Here is a 16,360-nt window from a genome sequence, read left to right on the forward strand (position 1 = left end):
TATGAAACGAACTATTGCAGCCGGTCTTTCTGCTGCTCTGCTGTGCGGCATGGTCGTACCGGCGTTTGCCGCCGATACCAAGACCGCGACGAACACCACCGGCACCACCCAGACCCAGCCGACGGCGCCGGTCAAGCTGACGTTTGACAAGCTGGAGGAGACCGTCCGCCAGAACAACGTCACCATCAAGGCGAACAACAACACCGTGCTCAGCGCGGAAAAGACCGATGTAAGTGACCAGTACATCGAAAGCTATTTCCAGCTTTCTGAGCAGATTTCGTCCTACCAGAAGCAGATCAAGGAGCTGCAGAAAACGCTGAACAGTCTGGATGCCAGCAAAAAGGAAAACGCCGGTCTGCGCAAGACGCTTGAGAGCCAGATTTCCATCCTGCAGCGCAATCTGGCAGCCGCTGAGGCTTCGTACAGGAACCTCGACGACGACGAGGACGACGCAGAGGAAGATCAGGAGAAAACGGTCGATCACACCCGCCGTCAGATGCAGAATGCAGCCGATGAGATCTGCCTGAGTGCGGAAAACACCTACATTTCTCTGCGCGGCATGAAGTATACGCTCAACCAGACAAACCGCAGCATTCAGCAGCTCGACCGCAACATTGCGACTGTGCAGAAGCAGGTAAAGCTGGGTATGACCGGTGTAAATACGCTCAAGAGCCTGCAGGCACAGCGTGAGAGCGCCGTTGCCGGCAAGGCATCGCTGACCACGCAGGTAGAGGCGTTGACCAACACGCTCGCTATCCAGTGCGGCTATACCACCGGTACACAGATCGAAACGAGCGATCTTCCGGTCGTAACCGCCGAGCAGGTCACCTCCATTGATTATAACAAGGATCTTGCCGAGGCGCTCAAGAACAGCTACGCGATCTACTCCAAGGAGTACGCAATGCAGACCGCATCCGACGATTACGAGAACAACAAGACCAACACGCTGTATGCTTATCAGGCAGCCAAGATCGACCGCGACGCACAGAAGGAGAGCACGACCGCTTCCTTCCGCAAGCTGTATACCGACCTGCAGGAGAAGCAGACCGCACTTGCTGCGGCGGATGCCGATCTCGCACAGGCGAAAAAGACATTTACGGTAAGCCAGGTGCAGTACACGCGCGGCATGATCTCCAAGATGGCGTACACGGATGCGCTTGATACCTTCACCACCGCACAGGAGACCGAGGTTGCAGCGCGTATTGATCTGCTGACCGCCTACAACACCTATCAGTGGGCAAAACGCGGTGTAATTACGGCAACAACTTGATAAGCTGACCGTTTTTGCGAATATAGCAGATATGTATAATGAATTGGAGGACCCCGATGAGCAATAGCAAACGAATCCTTGCGGCGCTGCTGGCCGGTGCGATGGTACTGTGTGCAGGCTGCGGCAAGGAAGAGGAAACCGAGGAGGAAAGCTCAAACAGCACTGCGGTTGAGGTAACCGATGTTACCTCGGGTGCGATGAGCTCGGAGTACACGCTGAATGGCAAGATTGCCGCCGTCAATGAGGTGCAGGTGTTCCCGCTGCTGGCAGGTCAGGTGCAGACGCTGAACGTCAGCGAAGGCGACACCGTATCCAAGGGTCAGACCCTGTTTACGGTGGATACCTCGACGGTTACCTCGACGATGAGCTCGCTGCAGCAATCCTACAGCGCCACAAAGACCGCGACCGACCGTGCGATTGAATCGGCAAAGGTCGGTGTGGAGCAGGCGGAACTGGCGGTCAGCAACACGGAAGCACTGCTCGAAGCCGGTGCGGCTGCCGAGCAGGATCTGACCAAGGCTAAGCAGGCACTGACGCAGGCGCAAGCAGGTGTCGCGCAGGCTGAGGCCCAGCAGTCCGCGTCTCTGGCGCAGATTCAGGCGTCTATGGACCAGATCAACAAGCAGGCAAGCCTTGGCACGGTAACCGCTCCGTGCTCGGGTACGGTTACGGCTGTAAACGTAGACCGCGGCGGCATGGCATCCTCGGCGCAGCCGAGCGTGGTTATTGCCGAGAACGGTGCGGTTGAGGTGCAGGTTTCTGTCGCTGAGGACGTATTCACCGGCATCAAGGTCGGCGATACCGCAGGCGTTACGGTTTCCGCTGTCTCCAAGGAGTCGATGAACGGTACGGTCAGCACGCTGCCGGCGGCTGCCAATGCACAGACCAATCTGTATGACGTTTCGGTTTCTCTGCCGTCCGGCACCAAGCCGCCGATCGGCGCGTTTGCTACCGTCACCTTCTATACCGACCGCCGCGCAAGCACGATTTCCGTGCCGACCGAGTCCATCCTGACCGGCAACAACAACGAGCAGTATGTGTTCACCGTAAATGCGGATGGCACTGCCGCAACCCGCGTTACCGTCACTACCGGACTGGTTACCAAGGATTCGACCGAGATCGTTTCCGGCCTCAAGGCGGGCGACCGGGTTGTTACCAAGGGTCAGTCCTATCTGTCGGACGGTGCAGCCGTGCATGTCGTCACCTCGGACGCCGCAGACGGCGGGGAGGGTTAAGCGCGCATGAAATTCGCACAAACCTTTATCAAACACCATGTAATGACCATCCTGCTGTACATACTGGTCGTTGTGTTTGGTTTTTACAGCTTCCAGAACCTGCCGCTGGCGCTCATGCCGTCCATGGAGGTTCCGGCAGCGGTTGTTTACGCTACTTACCCGGGTGCCGGTCCGGAGGATATCGAGCAGCAGGTAACCAAAAAACTCGAGGGTGCGGTAGCGGGTCTGTCCGGTCTGGATACGCTCCAGTCCACCTCGTCCGAGAATATGGCTATGCTGGTCATCCGGTTTACGAATGATACCGATATGGATCAGGCAATGACCGACCTGCGCGACAAGGTTGCACAGGTAAAGAGCCAGCTGCCGGATGACGCATCCGACCCGACCGTTATGTCGATTGATATTGACTCCATGCCGGTCGTACAGGTCGCGCTGCGCGGCAACGACCTGGCCTCTCTGCAGTCCATCGCCGAGGACGAGATTCAGCCGGCGCTCGAGCGTCTGGACGGCGTAGCGTCTGTTGATATTTCGGGCGGCTACGAGCAGGAGATCGCAGTCCACACGGACGCCTCCCGCCTGAAGGGCTACAACCTGACCATTTCGTCCATCGGTCAGCAGCTCGGCGCGGACAACATCGCCATTCCGGGCGGCGATCTGGATAACGGTTCGCAGACGCTGGCTGTCCGCACGGACGGCGAGTATTCGTCCATTGATGATGTAAAGAACGCTCTGATCTCGCTTCCGGCAGGCGGCGTGGTCCGTCTAAGCCAGATTGCGGATGTTTCCATGCAGCCGAAGGATCAGGACGCCATCTCCAAGGTTGACGGTGAGGAATGTATCATCCTGTCGGTCAACAAGCAGTCCGGCTCCAATACGGCGCAGATTGCCGAGCTGGCAAAGGCTGAGTTTGACTCCCTGCTTAAGAGCAACGATTCCCTGCAGTGGAATATCGTTATGGATCAGTCCGACTATATCAACATGACGGTTGATAACGCTATTCAGAACATCTGGATGGGCGTGCTGTTCGCCGCGATCGTGCTGTTCCTTTTCCTGCGCGACCTCGGTGCAACGCTGGCCGTTACGATTGCAATGCCGTGCTGTATCCTGTTTACGTTCCTGATTATGAACGTGCTGGGCATTACGCTGAACATGATGTCGCTCGGCGGTATCACGCTCGGCGTAGGTATGATCGTGGATAACTCCATCGTTGTTCTGGAGAACATATTCACCTATCGAGCGGACGGCTACGACCGTATGGATGCCTGCACCAAGGGCACCGGCGAGGTCATCGGTGCGGTTATCGCTTCCACGCTGACCACGGTTGCCGTATTCCTGCCGATTGCACTGTCCGGCGGCATGGCCGGCATGATGTTCAAGGAATTCTGCATCACCATCGTAGCGCTGCTGCTCAGCTCGCTGATCATTTCTGTCACGCTCGTGCCGCTGCTGTGCTACTTCCTGCTCGGCAGCACCAAGCAGAAGAGTGTCAAGCCGCAGGGCTCGGGCGCAACGCCGATCACCGAAAAGCCGCTGTCGCGTGCATACCGCAGTTCGCTGAATTTTCTGATCACCCACCGCTGGGCAGGCGTCGCGCTGACCGTTGTCATCTGTATTGTCAGCGTGCTCAGCGTCAGTCAGGCGGGCATGGAGCTCATCCCGGAGATGGATGAGGGTCAGGTGAGTGTTACGGTTTCCATGCCGAACGGTTCGACTATGGAGGACACTGCCGCCATCGAGGACCGCATTGCGGCCATCGCAGTTGATACCATCCCGGAGATGGAGCAGATTTACTACTCGACCGGTTCTTCGACCTCGATCATGTCCTCGTCCTCGGGCGCAAGCATTACCATTTCGCTGGTAGATCTCGATCAGCGTGACCGCTCGTCAGCGGATATCGCCAAGCAGCTGCGCCATGACCTGCAGGATATTGCAGGCTGTGAACTGACGGTTTCGACCAGCAGCACCATGTCGATGTCCACGGATTCGGACATCAGCGTTGAGCTGACCGGCGATGACTACGACCGGCTGGCTGAGACGGCAGACGATCTGGCAAACCAGATCAGCGCTCTGCCGGATGCCATCAATGTTGAGTCCTCGGCAGGCGAGCAGACCCCGCGTGTTGCCGTTAAGATCAACCGCGAGAACGCCTCGCGCTTCGGCCTGAACGCGGCCACCATCGGCGGCCTTGTCCGCGGTGAGCTGACCGGCTCGACCGCGACCACGCTCCGCATGAACGGTGAGGAATACGACGTTACCGTTGCCGGCGACGAGGATGTAGCAACCAGTCTGGACGCACTGCGCTCCATGCAGATTCCGACCATGACCGGCGGCACCGTACCGCTGTCCATGGTGGCGGATGTCTACACCGAGCTCAGCCCGCAGTCCATCGCGCGCAAGAACCAGAAGGAGACCGTTACCATCACCGGTGAAAGCGAATCCGGTGACAGCAATGCCATTAAGGCAGCCGTTGACGACATTGTTGCCAAGTACGAGCTGCCGGACGGCGTAGAGGTCGGCGAAGGCGATACCGCTGCTTCGCAGATCGCGGAGACTACCGGTACGCTGATGCTGGCCCTTGCGGTGGCAATTGTGCTGGTATACTTCATTCTGGCAACACAGTTCAACTCGTTCTCGCTGCCGATTGCAATCATGCTGATCCTGCCGATCGGCCTGCTCGGCTCGATGATCCTGCTGTGGCCGACCGGAAATCATGTTTCCATGGTCGCACTGCTCGGTGTTATCATTCTGGCCGGTACAGTCGTCAACTCGTCCATCGTGCTGATCGACTATACCCTGCAGCGCCGTCAGCGCGGTGAGGATAAGAATACGGCTATCCTGAACGCATGTCCGCGCCGTGTCCGTCCGGTGCTGATGACCGCTATGACCACTATCCTCGGCCTTGTGCCGATGGTATGCTCGAGCGGCGAAGGCTCCGAGATGATGAAGCCGATGGGTGTTGTTATGATGACCGGTATGGTTATCTCCACCATCGCAACGCTGTTTATCACTCCGGTTTACTATTCGCTGACCGACAGCGTCGCTGCCCGCCTTTCCGGCCTGTTTAAGAAAATCAAGCTGCCGAAGTTTAACTTCCATAAGAAAAATCCGCAGCAGTAAGCAAAAAGGGAACCGATTTCGGTTCCCTTTTTGAATTGAGAATGGATAATGGAGGATGGAGGATGGAGAATGAATGGCGGGCAAAATGGGTACCGCAGTTGTCCAATGTCTGTACAGTCTACCCCGTAGGGGAGCACAGTGTGCTCCCGCACCCATTTAACGATGGCAGGGGCGAACACTGTTCGCCCCTGCGGGTATGCGTGTGCAAATGAATTTACAAACGACGTATTGATTCAACCGCCGCAATAATTTTCCATTCTTCATTCTCAATTTTCAATTCCGATATTCCCTTGCATATCGCACAAGTGAAGTCTATAATATTTGTATAAATTGCAGATAGGAGCGAACAATATGGCTTCGGATAAAACAAATGTAATGCGTGTGCTCGAGCAGCACAAGATCACCTATAAGCCGCACGAATACCCGCACGGCAAGGACGCAGTAGACGGTGTTTCGGTTGCGGAACTGCTCGGCCAGAACCCCGATCAGGTATTCAAGACGCTGGTCGCACGAGGCAAATCGGGCGGCTTTCATGTATTCGTTATTCCGGTCGCAAAGGAGCTTGACCTGAAAAAAGCAGCCAAGGCGGCAGGCGAAAAGTCGGTCGAGATGGTGCATGTCAAGGAACTGTTGGGCCTTACCGGCTATGTACGCGGCGGCTGCTCACCGGTCGGCATGAAAAAGGCGTTCCCGACCGTGTTTGACGAGAGCGTGAACAATGTCCCGACCGTGATGGTCTCTGCGGGCAAGATCGGTTTCCAGATCGAATGTGCACCGGCGGATCTCATCAAGCTGGTACGCGCCACGACCGCGCATATTACGACGGATTAAGGCAATACTGCATGATTAAACAAGAGCGATTTGTGAGTGGATTTTGTGCACTGACGAGGCGCGGTTTTGCGGTAATACTTGATGTATTACCGTAGAATCAGCGGCAGCGCGACCGGAGCCTGCGCAAGGGACCGCTATAAAGTCAGGGCACAAAATTTCCGCAAAGCGCCGCAGTCTTAATTGTGCAGTGTTGCCTTACGCCTGCGGCTTCAGCAGCCCTGCCGCATCCGGAAACAGCGCGAACACATTCTGCACGCCGCAGCCTGCCAGCTGTGCCAGCTTGGCCGCCAGCGTGGAGTCATCGTCGTACAGGACAAAGTGTGCCTGTCCGTCTGCATTCATGTAGGTGAAGTATTTCGCGCACAGCTCGCGCGAAAAGAACGGCTGTGCACCGGTCTGCGCGAGCAGCGCGGCTCTTGCTGCGGCACTGAGCGAAACGCCGTTCGGCGTGGGTGACGGCAGGGTGAAATCCTGCGAAACCGGCTGCAGAAACGCGGCAATCCGCGCCGCGCCGTAAATGCCCTGCAGGGAGGAAATGTACTCGGTCAGACTGCCGCCCGAAATCGCGGTGGAGACCGTGAGTATCGCGTGCGACAGCGTGCGTCCGCACTCGAGCGGCACATACAGCGGAATATCCGCATCGTACAGTGCTTCGTCGAATGCGGCCAGCAGACGGCGGTTCAGCGGCGTGTCGTGTTCAAAATCCGCGAACACGCCGGGCGCTTCCGTACGCCGCGCTTCGAAAACCAGATCGGCGGCAATGCGCTCTGCGCTGCAGAAGTTGATAGCCTGCGGCGGGTCGGTCACGCCGAGCAGGCAGTGCCGCTGCACCGCGGACACCTTGAGCCGCTGCAGCGCTCCGGACGGTGAAATACCAAGGCAAAGCTGCAAAACCGGCATGCCGAGCGAAGCGGCTTTCGTTGTGTCGCGTCCGGTGCATACCAGAATAAGATTTTTCGTGTAGACCATAATCGTCAACTCCTTGATGATAGAAATACGTTGGAACGGCCCGCGGTCCGTTCCTCCTGTCGGCAAAACTGTAGTTTTGCAACAGCTTCTTTTCTGGACTTTTTGAATAAATTCCATTACACTATATGTAGCATTACGCTAAATTAGAATACGGGTATTAACAGGAGTGTATGAATGAGCAAACTGATTCCCGATTATGTATTTGATTCGATTTACGATATTACGCCGGAGGTGCTGACTGCCCACGGCGTACGCGGCGTGCTGGTCGATCTGGACGGCACAATGGCGTCCCACAAGGCTGCTTTGCCGCCCGATACGCTGCACCTCTTTGTCGATCGGCTGAAGGATGCCGGCATTGCTGTGCTGGTGTTCTCCAACAACCATCCCGAGCGGGTAGGGAAGTTCTGCGAGCCGCTCGGTGTGGGCTATATCAGCCATGCCGGAAAGCCGTTTTCGCGCGGCTTCCGCAAGGCGGCAAACCGGCTTGGCCTGTCCATGCGCGAGATTGCCGTCATCGGCGACCAGATTTTCACCGACGTGTTCGGCGGCAACCGCGCGGGCGCGCTGACCTGCTATGTCGAAACGCTCGACCGTCGGTTCTTCTGGATCAATGTGCGCTATCAGCTTGAGCGCGGTTTTATCGTGCGCGGACGGCGCAGAATGGAGGCGAGAGCACATCATGGCTGAGCCGAAATTCGGTCCTGCGGGCAACTCGGAGTCGTTTGCCGCCGCAGGCTTCAAGAAAAGCGAGGATGCGCCTGCATGGCTCGCACAGATGGGACTGACCGCGTTTGAGTATCAGTGCGGACGCGGCGTACGCTGCGGCGAGGAGACCGCACTCAAAATCGGTGCGGCAGCTGAGCAGCACGGCATTCAGATGAGCATTCATGCGCCGTATTTCATCAATCTCTCGTCCGAGGAGAGCGAGCGCATGGAGAAAAACGTCGGCTATGTGCTGGAGACCGCGCGGCTGGCCGTGCCGCTTGGCGCAACGCGCATGGTCGTGCACTGCGGCGGTCAGGGCAAGCTGACCCGTGACCGCGCTATGCGCAACTCGCACGAAAACGTAAAAAACATCCTGCGTGCGCTGGATGAGGCCCACCTGACCGGCTGCACGGTCTGTCTGGAAACCATGGGCAAAAAGAGCGTGCTCGGCACCGCCGAGGAGGTCTGCGAGCTGGTGGCTGCCGATGACCGCCTGCTGCCGTGCATCGACTTCGGTCATCTCAACTGCCGCACGGGCGGGCACATGAACACCCGTGAGGAAGTGAAAGCGCTGTTCGACCTGATGGAAAATACCATCGGTCACGAGCGTACCGCCAAGCTGCACGCCCACTTTTCTCATATCGAGTATAACGATAAGGGCGAGGTGCGCCATTTGACGTTCGCGGATACGGTATACGGTCCGGATTTCACGCCGGTCGCGGAGGAAACCGCCGCACGCGGCTACGCACCGACGTTTATCTGCGAATCCGCCGGAACGCAGGCGGAGGACGCACTCGCCATGAAGCAGTGCTTTATGGCTCAGGCAGAAAAGTAAAAAAGTAGGACATTTGCCCTACAGAGACGCTTTGTAGAACTATGCAAAGGGGTATAAACGTATGAAAAAGGTATTACTGATCCACGGTCCTAACCTGAACCTGACCGGTCAGCGCGAACCGGGCATTTATGGTTCGAACACACTGGCATCCATCAATGCGGAGGTTGTACAGAAGTGCGAACGGCTGGGGATGGATTGCGCGGTGTTTCAGTCCAACTCCGAGGGTGCGCTGATCGACCGCATTCACGCGGCTCGTGAGGACTGCGATGCGATCATCATGAACGCCGGTGCGTACACGCACTACAGCTACGCCATCCGCGATGCGATTGCGGCTGTGCGCCTGCCCTGCGTGGAGGTACATATGTCCAATGTGCATGCGCGCGAGGAATTCCGCCACAAGTCGGTCATCGGACCGGTGTGTGCGGGCGTCATTGCAGGCTTCGGCAAGCACAGCTATCTGCTCGCCGTGGATGCGGTAAAATCCATCATCGGCTAATATTTAAGAGGCGATTACCATGAAAAGAAACGAACTGCGCGCCATGCTGCTCGAGCAGCCGTATGACGCGCTGGTGCTGACCAGCGAGATCAGCCGCCGCTACGCCACGGGCTTTCATTCGACGGCAGGCGCGGTGTACCTGTCGGCTAAACAGGCGGTATTCTTCACGGATTTCCGTTATGTCGAAGCGGCACACGCGGCCATCAAGGATTTTGAAGTGCGCGAGATCAAGGCGGGCCAGAGCTATTCTGCGCTTATCAATGCGCTGCTCGACGAGGACGGCGCGAAAAAGGTCGCTCTCGAGGACAAAACGCTTACCTATGCGGAGTTCATGTCCTGGGGCACGGCGCTGCACGCGACAGCTGTCCGTCTCGAGGATGGTGTGGAGCAGCTGCGCATGTGCAAGGAAGAGGACGAGGTTGAGAAGATCGTTGCGGCACAGCGAATCGCCGAGCAGGCGCTTGAGGAGGTGCTGAACGACATCAAGATCGGCGTGACCGAGAAGGAGATCGCGGCACGGCTGACCTACCTCATGCTGCACTACGGTGCGGAGAACATGTCGTTTGACCCGATCGTCGTTTCGGGCGCGAACAGCTCCAAGCCGCATGGCGTACCTGGTGAAAAGACCATCCAAGCGGGCGATTTCGTGACGATGGACTTCGGCTGTATTTATGACGGCTACTGCTCGGATATGACGCGCACGGTCGCGGTCGGCCATGTCACCGACGAGATGCGGACGGTGTACGACACGGTGCTGAACGCACAGCTTGCAGGCATTGCCGCCTGCAAGGCCGGTGTGACCGGTCGGGACGTCGATGCGGCAGGCCGTAAGATTATCGAGGCGGCAGGCTACGGTGATGCCTTCGGCCACGGCTTTGGCCATGGTGTAGGACTGGAGATCCACGAGGCTCCGGTTGCCTCTCCGCGCGGAGAAGCACCGCTGCCGGCAGGCAGTATCGTCACCGCAGAGCCGGGCATTTATTTGCCGGGCAGGTTCGGCGTGCGTATTGAGGATATGCTGTACGTCATTGAGGACGGCTGCATTGATCTGACCGATGCGTCCAAGCAGCTTATTGTTCTGTAAATTGCGAAAAAGGGAGAAAACGCTGTTTTCTCCCTTTTTATATTCCGTGAATGTTGAAAAACGGTTGCAGCATCGCTTGACGGCGGCTTGATGAGAAAGAATCAATTTAACAATTTATCCATAAGCTATACACAAAAAATCCACACAAGTTCGGCACAATGGTTACACCGATAGGAGGAGATGTTCTCATGCGTATTTTGTTAATCAATGCAGAGCAGGACGAGCGCCTGTTCGCCACTTTCAAGCATGAACATATTCTGTATGATCAGCAGCCGGAGAGCGACACGCTTGATATTTCGGAGAATATATATGATGTAATCGTGTACAATGCCACTAAGCTGGATGAGAAGACCATTGATGCGGTGCGCTCTCTGCGAGAAAGTGGTGATATGACACCGTTGCTCGTCATGGCAGGTCACACGACCGCGCGGGCGCGTATCCGTATTCTGAATGCGGGTGCGGACAATGTACTCATGCGTCCGTGCCAGAGCGATGAGATTCTGGCGCATGTCAATGCACTGGCACGTCGGCCGAGAATGATGCAGAGTGAAATCCTGACCGCCGGCGATCTGACGCTCGACCGCGGCCGTTGTGTGCTGTCGAGCAATGACGGCGAAGTCCGTCTGTCCGGCAAGGAGCTGCAGCTTGTAGAGATGTTCCTGCGGGAACCGGGACAGGTGCTGCCGCGTGAAATGCTGCACCAGAAGGTCTGGGGAGCAGGCAGGGACGCGACCTACAATAACATCGAGGTTTATTTGACACTTGTGCGCCGCAAGCTGCGTGCGGTCGGCTCGAAGGCCGAGCTGATCTCCGAGCGAGGCATCGGATATTATCTGCAGGAAGCAGAATAAGGGAAGGGACGTACTTTTATGGTACGTCCTTTTATTTTTCTTTCCTTTTTGAACTTCTGCCGTTCCCTTACTTCCTGATCTGGTGCAGATCAAAGACCGGCGACAGCTCCGAAAAGGGGAACGGCTGAGGTCAAACCGTCTTCGGATGGAGGATGGGATGTTTCTGCTGAGATATTTGGTACAGGCATTGAAATGTGGATCCGTAGTCAAGGTACATATGAAGAATATAGAAAAAATCGACAGGGTTACGAGATCGACAACCGCAAAATCTTCGGTGAGTACGCCGAAGATGTGATTGGTGTCAAAGAACGTGCAGGTGTCAAGCACAACACGATATACGAGAAGTTACATAAAGAAAAAGAGATGATGGAAGCAAAAATGCTTCTGCCATCTCTTTTTTTAGGCTTATAAAGAAGAAACGATTTATTTGGATAAATTACAGTGTTCAAAATCATCTGCCATACCGGTCATGGTATTGCGGCGTTGCCTTAAATGTATCAGAAAATAAGAAAAACCGGTTATTTCAAACGAAATAACCGGTTGATCTGGTACGCCAGAAGGGATTCGAACCCCCGACCTTTTGGTTCGTAGCGCTTATGAAACTGTTCCGATAGGCAAAATATCGTGTAAAACCGTCCCGTTTTGGTCGGTTTCTGCCTTTCGGGACGCTAGGAATTGGGAAAAATCCAATGATGTCTAAAGCGTTCGGACGGTTAATGGACGGTAAAAATAGGTGATTGCTTTTGCGAACTTAATTATACGCTATCTGCAGTTCATTTTATATAAGGCATGCTTTATTCACAACACCGTAACACTTTCACAGTTATCCTGCAGCACTGAGCGGTCATTGGAGCTCCACAGCACGGCGGTTCCTCGTGCGCGAAGTACCGCAATACAGTGCAGCAATTCTGCTTTAATCTGCTCATCAATGGTATAAAAGGGATAGTCCAATACCAGCAGACCAACCGGTGCAAACATGACACGCAGCAGCACAAGTTTATCCCGCATACGACTGGACAGGTGACGCGGATATACGTCCAACCCTTCCGGATCAAAGCCCATCTCTGCTGCAAAATCACGCAGTGCCAGCCGCAGCATTCGACGATTGATCACATTACCGCGTTCACGAAAACGATTCATCGACCGGAATACGATATTCTCTGCCGCTGTCAGATTCTCAAACACGTCCTTCTCCCAAAAGCGCGGTCCCATACAGCAAATCTCACCTGCATGTCGCTGCCGCCAATCAGCTAAATGGTACATCCGGCCGTCCTGCATGGCAATACCTTTCGTCTGCCCCTGCCCGGAAAACATACGGTATATGATACCCCTGCCATTTAAACCGCAGCACAGCACCCCTGAGGCTCGTCCAGTGTATAAATCCACAGAAAACGGCGCTATATCATTATCTATCAGACTGATTTCCTGCAGCGAGAGATACAGACGCGGCACGGTCCTTTCCTTCGGAGACATCCCCGTTGGTGAAATACGTAGGCGCTGATGAATACCATAAGCAGTCATATCCTTCCGTGGACGTTCCCAGCATATCATGCCGCCGCGCATCACCGCGATACGGTCCGCATATTGCAGCACCTTAAATACACTGGAATTAAATACAATGACCGATACGCCTTCATCCCGCAGCTGATGCAGAAAGGCGGCAAAACGTATCAGTTCGTCCCCATCCAGACCCTCACCAGCCTCCCGACAGACCAGCACCTTTGCGCCGCACAACAGTGCACGGCAGATCGAGATTTCCAGCCGCTGCTCGTTTGTTATACTGCTGCCGCGGTCATGCGGCACACAGCCAATTCCATAGTGTTCAAACACTTGTTTGGACATTTCATCTATATTCTTTCGGTGTAAAAATAGATTTTTCCACGAAAATCCGCGCAATACTGCCAGATTTTCCGCCGCTGTCATACCATTCACTACGGAAGCCTGATGAGTTATCTCGTAAATTCCCAGCTTGCGGGCTTCGTTCTCCGAACGGTAACTGACCGGAACACCATCCAGATAGATTGTGCCCGAAGCCGGGCATAACTTGCCGCACAGCACATCCGCCAGCACAGAAGCACCGCTTTCGCTGATACCCGTAACACCCAGTATTTCACCCGCCCGAAGGGACAGGGAAACATACTCCAGATTCTGTCCAGACGGCTGTGCGGTAACAATCTGCTCCAGATAAAGAATCTCCTGTTTCATGGTTTAATTTCCCCTCATCTGTGGCAGTGTTACGATAACTGTTGTACCGATATCTTGCGTGCTGGCCACATCCACACCGTACTGTATGCCAAAATAAAACTGGATACGGCGATTGACATTGCGCAGCGCAATACCTGTTGACCGAGAACTGTCTGCTCTGCGTTCAATCGGGCCGCTGCGTTCCCGCAAACTTTTGCGCACACGACGTAGCTCATCTTCCGCAATACCGACACCGTTATCCTCCACTGAAATCTGCAGACGACTTCCTATACTTTCCACACGCATGGTGATCTTACCGCCATCTACTCGGCGGTTAATACCATGTGACAGTGCATTTTCCACCAGCGGCTGTAGGGTCATAACCGGCAGACTGCTGTCCATTACGTCTTCATTCTCGATATGCTCCTCATAGGTGAAGCGATCACCATAGCGATACCGCTGAATGAGCAAATAGTGATGTACATTGTCCAATTCCTGTGCCAGCGTAGCCAGTTCGCCCGGGCTGTTAATGCAGTAGCGGAACAGCATGCCAAGTGCTTCGGCCATCTCCGCTACATCCTCGCTACCTCGCCGCATAGCGCGACTGCGGATGATTTCCAGTGTGTTATACAGGAAATGCGGATTAATTTGGTTTTGCAGCGCGTGCAACTCGGCTTCGGTCTTCAGCGCTCGTGAAATAGATACCTCATGCAGCTTGTCAAACACCTGCTCAAGCATTTCCTGATCATCCATGTGTAGCAGACGGTCTTTTTCCTCCGGTTCAAAATAATCCGGATCGCCGTCTGCCAGCATATTTTCCAACGCACGTCGTCTGCCAATATTACACCGCAGTTCCGCTGTATAGCTGATGGTCATCGCCAGCAGAGCTGTCGTGATACCGCATATTGGTATAATGCCACGTCTGCCGAGCGTGCACAGCATTCCTGTCATGACACCCAGCAACAGCACAAAGCCGCCCGCAAATAGCCATACACTTCGTTGATTGCGAATCTCTTTCCAATACTTCATGGTGCTTCCAGCCTTACGAATAGAATTTACGGTACTCAGACGGAGTAACCGTAGTTTCCTTTACAAAAATCTTGTTGAAAAACTTGATATCGCGGTAGCCTACTTTCTCAGCAATATCTGCAATGCGCATCTTTGAGGTCTTCAGTAGCTTCTTCGCCTGTTCAATGCGGATATGCTGCAAATACTCGACAAATCCAACACCGGTCTCGGTCTTGAACAGCGTGCTGAAATACGATGTGCTCAGGCACACATGCTTTGCTACCTGCGCCAGAGAGATGCTCTCTGCATAATGCTGTGTCACAAAGTTTTTTGCCTGTCGAATCACATTATTCTCCCGATTTTGCACAAACTGACGGCAGTTCTCAAGCATCTGCGCTGTCAGCTCTACAAAACGTGTTGCAAGTTCTTCGCAGGAATAACCGCTGCACAGTACGTCAAACGGCTCCAGCAGCCGAGGTGCCCGGGCCTGCTCATCACGAGGCAGCTGTTCTGCCGCATTATTGAGGCAGGACAGCATCTGCTCCAGCAGAAAATAGCGGCTGCCTGGTACGATATTCTCGCTTTCCCACTTGCTCCATACCCGACGAATGAGGGCAGCGGCGCTGTCCGTATTCATGTGCTCCACCGCATCACTCAGCAAGTTTTCCCACTCGCCGGTATAAAACATGACGATTTCCCGCAATGCAGCATCGGTCTGTTCATTGAACACCAGTACCGAGCTTTGCCGCTTTTCTAGACGCCACTTGAGCGCTGTTTTCGCCTGCTCTACCGCAGTCGGAATATTTTCAGTATCGCCGTCCAACAGCTTACTTGCTGCACCGGTCAAATGGATCAGATGATTGACGCTGTTCAGGCTGCGAATCTCCTGTCTGATAGCACGGAGCAGCGTCTCGCTTTCGGATTCAGCCTGCTCTGCGGAATAGGACAGCAGGCATACGGCATCAAGATGATCAGAAAACGCCGATAGCAGAGTGCTGTGCTCCTGTGCAAGCGCCCGAATGTGCTCGAGCGTATCGCTCACCTGATTGACCAGTGAACCGGCCTCATCGGACGATGCAGTAAAATTGCTGTCAATGCAGAAGGTCACACACTGCAGTTTTGTGTTATCCAGCACAAACAACTCACCGCCATGCCGTTGGGAACGTGTCGGCGTATGTCCGGTCTCCCATACAGTACGCACATATTGCTCCCGCAGGATGTCCATACTCTCCTGCAGCTCATTCTGTACACGGGCTGCCTCCTGCCGCTGCTCGGCCCGATCGCCCAGTTCATGATCCAACTTTTCGAGCGCTCGGTTCAGTTCGGCTTTTTTGAGCGGCTTGAGCAGGTAATCCCATACGCCGAAACGCAGTGCTGTCTGCGCGTACTGGAACTCGGTATAGCCGCTCATCACAATAAAGTTTACGGTCGGAAATTCCTGTTTGGCGCGTTCGATCAGTTCCAGTCCGGTCATGCCCGGCATACAAATATCCGTAATGACAACATCCGGATTGAGTTCTCTTATCTTTTTCAACAGATCTATGCCATTGCACGCTTCACCGACTATCTTTGCACCGGGATAGGTGATCAGCGCACGGCATAACTCAACAATATCAAATTCATCATCCGCAATGATAATTCTCAACACGGCTATTCCCCATCCTCTCTTTGCTCGGGTGTTCTCTTCTTCTAATAATAAAGTACCATAAAACTTCTCATGATTCAAATTTTTACGGCAGGTTCAAAAGATACCCCCTGTGAATCTAAAAAACGAC

Annotated in this window: 14 protein-coding genes; 10 read left to right on the top strand and 4 right to left on the bottom strand. The window is 54.7% G+C overall.

Features of this window, described 5'->3' with window-relative positions; all coding sequences use genetic code 11:
• Position 1: 1 nt before the first annotated feature.
• The 4 genes from PG722_RS06735 to ybaK all read left to right on the top strand — a co-directional run bounded on the left by PG722_RS06735 (position 2) and on the right by ybaK (position 6,453).
• The gene (locus PG722_RS06735; protein ID WP_270580042.1) at positions 2 to 1,270 is read left to right on the top strand and encodes a TolC family protein; all 1,269 of its coding nucleotides are present in this window, start codon (positions 2 to 4) and stop codon (positions 1,268 to 1,270) included.
• Positions 1,271 to 1,326: 56 nt separating this feature from the next.
• Positions 1,327 to 2,505, top strand: coding sequence for an efflux RND transporter periplasmic adaptor subunit (locus tag PG722_RS06740; RefSeq protein WP_270580043.1), 1,179 nt, complete (start codon positions 1,327 to 1,329; stop codon positions 2,503 to 2,505).
• Positions 2,506 to 2,511: 6 nt separating this feature from the next.
• The gene (locus PG722_RS06745) at positions 2,512 to 5,622 is read left to right on the top strand and encodes an efflux RND transporter permease subunit (protein WP_270580044.1); all 3,111 of its coding nucleotides are present in this window, start codon (positions 2,512 to 2,514) and stop codon (positions 5,620 to 5,622) included.
• A 351-nt stretch (positions 5,623 to 5,973) separates the two neighbouring features.
• Complete coding sequence (ybaK, locus tag PG722_RS06750) at positions 5,974 to 6,453, top strand: Cys-tRNA(Pro) deacylase (RefSeq protein ID WP_188886622.1); 480 nt, start codon at positions 5,974 to 5,976, stop codon at positions 6,451 to 6,453.
• A gap of 195 nt (positions 6,454 to 6,648) precedes the next feature.
• On the opposite strand, the gene PG722_RS06755 is transcribed toward ybaK, so the two are convergent.
• Positions 6,649 to 7,422, bottom strand: coding sequence for a hypothetical protein (locus PG722_RS06755; RefSeq protein ID WP_270384608.1), 774 nt, complete (start codon positions 7,420 to 7,422; stop codon positions 6,649 to 6,651).
• A 174-nt stretch (positions 7,423 to 7,596) separates the two neighbouring features.
• On the opposite strand from PG722_RS06755, the gene PG722_RS06760 reads away from it, so the two are divergent.
• From PG722_RS06760 to PG722_RS06785, 6 genes are all read left to right on the top strand, one after another.
• The gene (locus PG722_RS06760; protein ID WP_119214866.1) at positions 7,597 to 8,109 is read left to right on the top strand and encodes a YqeG family HAD IIIA-type phosphatase; all 513 of its coding nucleotides are present in this window, start codon (positions 7,597 to 7,599) and stop codon (positions 8,107 to 8,109) included.
• Entirely contained in the window at positions 8,102 to 8,962 is an 861-nt protein-coding gene (locus PG722_RS06765) for a TIM barrel protein (protein ID WP_270580045.1), read from the top strand. Before PG722_RS06760 ends, PG722_RS06765 begins: the two co-directional genes overlap by 8 nt.
• A 61-nt stretch (positions 8,963 to 9,023) precedes the next feature.
• A complete protein-coding gene (gene aroQ, locus PG722_RS06770; RefSeq protein ID WP_270339622.1) occupies positions 9,024 to 9,458 on the top strand; it encodes a type II 3-dehydroquinate dehydratase in 435 nt (144 codons plus the stop codon).
• A 19-nt stretch (positions 9,459 to 9,477) separates the two neighbouring features.
• Positions 9,478 to 10,542 (top strand): aminopeptidase P family protein, encoded by a 1,065-nt coding sequence (locus tag PG722_RS06775; protein ID WP_270384610.1) that lies wholly within the window; start codon positions 9,478 to 9,480, stop codon positions 10,540 to 10,542.
• 188 nt (positions 10,543 to 10,730) lie between these two features.
• Positions 10,731 to 11,393, top strand: coding sequence for a response regulator transcription factor (locus PG722_RS06780; protein ID WP_158575291.1), 663 nt, complete (start codon positions 10,731 to 10,733; stop codon positions 11,391 to 11,393).
• A gap of 192 nt (positions 11,394 to 11,585) precedes the next feature.
• Positions 11,586 to 11,804, top strand: a complete 219-nt coding sequence (locus tag PG722_RS06785; RefSeq protein ID WP_270580046.1) for a hypothetical protein — start codon at positions 11,586 to 11,588, stop codon at positions 11,802 to 11,804.
• Positions 11,805 to 12,191: 387 nt separating this feature from the next.
• Here the strand turns inward: PG722_RS06785 and PG722_RS06790 are convergent, their stop codons facing one another.
• From PG722_RS06790 to PG722_RS06800, 3 genes are read right to left on the bottom strand one after another with little or no spacing between them, the layout of a single operon-like run.
• A complete protein-coding gene (locus tag PG722_RS06790; protein ID WP_270580047.1) occupies positions 12,192 to 13,598 on the bottom strand; it encodes an ATP-binding cassette domain-containing protein in 1,407 nt (468 codons plus the stop codon).
• A 3-nt stretch (positions 13,599 to 13,601) separates the two neighbouring features.
• Positions 13,602 to 14,606 carry a sensor histidine kinase gene (locus PG722_RS06795; RefSeq protein WP_270580048.1) on the bottom strand — a complete coding sequence of 335 codons (1,005 nt, stop codon included), beginning with the start codon at positions 14,604 to 14,606 and terminating at the stop codon, positions 13,602 to 13,604.
• A 13-nt stretch (positions 14,607 to 14,619) separates the two neighbouring features.
• Entirely contained in the window at positions 14,620 to 16,233 is a 1,614-nt protein-coding gene (locus PG722_RS06800; protein WP_270580049.1) for a response regulator, read from the bottom strand.
• Positions 16,234 to 16,360: the final 127 nt, after the last annotated feature.

Origin of the sequence: Butyricicoccus sp. OF27-2pH9A (genome assembly GCF_027693185.1) — a bacterium.
Taxonomy (GTDB): Bacteria; Bacillota; Clostridia; order Oscillospirales; family Butyricicoccaceae; genus Agathobaculum; species Agathobaculum butyriciproducens.